3 protein-coding genes and 1 pseudogene are annotated in these 3,252 nt (G+C 60.8%); 2 read left to right on the forward strand and 2 right to left on the reverse strand.

Going from position 1 to position 3,252, the window contains the following annotated elements:
• Window positions 1–386: 386 nt before the first annotated feature.
• Complete coding sequence (locus CQ13_RS46755) at window positions 387–1,340, forward strand: Ulp1 family isopeptidase (RefSeq protein WP_057842687.1); 954 nt, start codon at window positions 387–389, stop codon at window positions 1,338–1,340.
• A 353-nt stretch (window positions 1,341–1,693) separates the two neighbouring features.
• Here the strand turns inward: CQ13_RS46755 and CQ13_RS45475 are convergent.
• Window positions 1,694–2,044 (reverse strand): annotated as a pseudogene (locus CQ13_RS45475) (DUF2478 domain-containing protein).
• A 94-nt stretch (window positions 2,045–2,138) separates the two neighbouring features.
• On the opposite strand from CQ13_RS45475, the gene CQ13_RS09355 reads away from it, so the two are divergent.
• Entirely contained in the window at window positions 2,139–2,543 is a 405-nt protein-coding gene (locus CQ13_RS09355) for a tyrosine-type recombinase/integrase (protein WP_245309114.1), read from the forward strand.
• Between the two features lie 218 nt (window positions 2,544–2,761).
• Here the strand turns inward: CQ13_RS09355 and CQ13_RS09360 are convergent.
• The coding region (locus CQ13_RS09360; protein ID WP_156433599.1) for a transposase at window positions 2,762–3,252 on the reverse strand (491 nt) is incomplete at its 5' end.

Genomic DNA, 3,252 nt, shown 5'->3' on the forward strand with positions numbered 1-3,252 from the left:
AATGATCAGCAGCAACTGTCGTTGAACGTAGATTACCGGGACTTCACGAAGCCAAAGGGAAAACTGGCGTGAGTCTCGTGAGTCTCAAGAAGCTTGGACAGTACCTACGAGTCGTCGAGGCAAACAGAGCGCTGGGTGTGGCCTTCCCTGAGCGGCCGAGTCAGGAATCGCGGCTTGCCGGGTCGAGCTTATCGTGGTCGCCACGAGTGCCGTCCGACTTCGACCCGAGTGAGTGGCCGACGCCGCAAGGCCCGGCTGGGTCGAGCTCAACCTGGTCGCCGCGAGTGCCGTCCGACTTCGACCCAAGTGAGTGGCCGACGCCGCAAGGCCCGGCTGGGTCGAGCTCAACCTGGTCGCCGCGCGTGCCATCCGACTTTGACGCGAGCATGTGGCCCACACCGCAGGAGATGCGTGACGATGCTCAGTCAGCGCCGGTGCTTAGCCCTGCCGGCAGACCCCCGTTCTTCATCGCGCCATCAGGCGTGTCTCAAGAGCTAGAGGATATTGGACATCTCGTCGGCGACGATTGGCAGCATGGCTCCCAGCCTGTCCCGGATTTCCTGCTCGATGTACTCGACAACAAAATGCTGATGCCGAGTTCGCGAATGGTTCCGCAGCCGGTCTCTATCAACGGTGAGACCTACTCGATCACGTTAGGGCCGCGAGGACGCAGCGACGCTCAGCTTATCCATCATCCTGGCCCATCCTCGGTTCCTGATGCCCGGATCGGCGCTCCGGCTACGAGTGCCTCTTCCGGCGACCGCAGCGGACGGGTGCTCGGAGCCAGCGAATGGCTGGGTGACGAGCATGTCCAGCGGGACTACGAACTCCTGGCGCAGGAGTTGCGGGGGAGCAATCCAAATCTCGCCGCCCGGACTCGGTTCGTGGATCCTCTCATGGCCTTTCGGGTGGGCCAGGGTACCGAGATCGACGCGCTACGCGCATTCCATCGCATTGTCGATGATCGGAATGGTAACGATACAGCCGACTTCCTGTTCTTGCCGGTGAACGATGCCAGCGCTACGGACATCAATCGCCGCGGCACCCATTGGTCGTTGCTGCTGGTGGACCGCCGCGATCGCGAAAGGCCGGTTGCCTACCACTACGACTCCGCCCGGGGACACAATGACAGACCTGCAGCAATGCTCGCAGCACGGGTGGGAGCCAACCTGCAAGACGCCCCCATAAGCCAGCAGAGGAACGGCTATGATTGCGGCGTCTTCGTGGTGGACGGTACGCGGGCGCTGGTTAGGCGATTGGCGGAAAGACAGCAGGCAGACCTGAACCTCGACAACCTCGTCGTCGATCGGCAGGCACTGCAGAACCGACTGAGGGGCTGATGCCGGCTTCGACTGATAGTGCGCGCCGAGCTGGACGGAGCGGCTTCTCGCCGACTCGAATGCGTCATCAGCGCCCTCGCAGAGCATCATGGCGGCTCACAATGTGGAGCGGATGCCGGAGCTAATGCTGTTTTCGGAGACGGCGAAGGAGCCCGACGGGCGACTTCGGAGCCAGCGTTTCCGATGGTTTCACAGCCGTCATTAAGCTGTCCGGTAGCATCGTCCCCAAATAGCCGCAGCTGGGACCGACGGCCCGGCTGCGCGCCAGGCGCGTGGAGATGTCGCGCCACGATCGCTCCACGACTTGACGGTCGCAAAGTAGCAGCGTGCCTAACATCACCCGTGAAAGTTCGTCAGTCGGCAAGACATTTTCTTGGAACGGCTGTCAAGAGTGGTACACGAAGCGCTCGGGAAACGACAGCTGCGGCCTCGGCAAGTCCATGCGTATCGAGCTTACTGGACATAGCTCCGCTGCCGAGTGGCTGGGAAATCGAGATCTCTTGCTCCGTCGCAACGTCGACCGCGAGCATAGCGTGCTAGCCGTTTGCGTCCCTCAAGTGTCGCTGGACGATGCCGCCGACGCGTACGCCTTGCCGCGCGAGATCCTGGACGAAATCGGCCAGCAGCTTATCGACGTCGTCTTTTGGCCGGTAGAAAATTGCCGCCAGATCATTCGGATCAATTTCATGAAGATTGTCGATCATGGCTGTGGTCCTATTGCCGTTCGTTTCTCGTGTCGGCGCTTACGGCCATTCGTTGCAAGCACCCTCGTAGGTGCTATGTCCGTGACGCAACAGTGTGAAAGTCACCTCGTCACGGGAGGTGCTCGATGGCATATTCCACCTCCCCGGGCGCCAGCGTCAGGGCAGCAAGTTGACCCGCTTTGGCGTTCGTTACCTGCTCAAGAAGCACATCACAGCCGGAGCCATAGCAACCCGCACGCTGCAGGAGAAGCGGATCCATCCGCATTCGTTGCGGCATACGACCGCCATCTTTCTCCTGAAGGCGGGGGTCGACTTTGCGACCATCAGTCAATGGCTTGGACATTCGTCGCTGAACACAACAATGACTTATGCAAGGGCGTACATCGATCTAAAACGCCAAGCGCTTATGCAGGTATTCCCTGAGATCCTCGCACCGCCTCGTGCCCGGCACGTCTCTTCTGCGGCGATCGACATCGTTGATTGGCTGAAGAGGCGATGACCTACAGGTAAATTATGTGGAGTTGGCGGCTGTCAAAAACCGAACCGGCGCCGATTGTCGACCCTCAACTCCACATCACTGTGTGCTCCACCTAAGTCGAAGATGAGGAGATTGACGCGCTCGAGCGTGGCGATCAGGCGCGCCAACGGCCCTCGCCGCGCGCCTAGGAGCCTGTCCAGTTAGCTTTGGGAAGGCAGTTTTATCTTGATAATGGCGGCTCAGGTGGCCCTTGCGAGCTTGACGAGGTTGTGAGCGGTGCAGATGAGCGCCCATTCTGCGCTGACCTTTTCGATGCCGCGCAGCAGGAATTGCCTGAACCCTCTTGCCTGTTTGATCTGTCCGAAGACGGCTTCGACGATCTGCTTGCGCAAGCGGTAGCGACTTCGGTAGCCGGCGCGCTTGAGCTTGGTGCTCATCCTGGCGATCAGCGAGCCGGGTCTTGAAGCCTTTTTCGCGGTGGCGGATTTGGTGCCGTGCTTCTGCCTTCCGGTGGCGATGTAGCCCTCGATGCGCCGCCGTTTGATCGTGCGAAGATTGGCGGCGGAGCAGTAGCCGGCGTCGGCCGATACTTCGTCGGGATTGGTCCCCAGATTGGCCCTGATCCCGTCGAGCAACGGCGCCAGTTGCGCCTGATCGCTGGAGGAACTGGTCAGCGTCTGCGCCACGATGATCTGATGGGCACCATCGACCGCGGCCTGGGCGTTGTAGC

This window comes from Bradyrhizobium retamae, from assembly GCF_001440415.1.
GTDB classification, from domain to species: domain Bacteria; phylum Pseudomonadota; class Alphaproteobacteria; order Rhizobiales; family Xanthobacteraceae; genus Bradyrhizobium; species Bradyrhizobium retamae.

Coding starts and splice junctions, on each gene's coding strand:
- CQ13_RS46755 (WP_057842687.1), top strand. CDS start 387: ATGTGGCCCACACCGCAGGAGATGCGTGACGATGCTCAGTCAGCGCCG.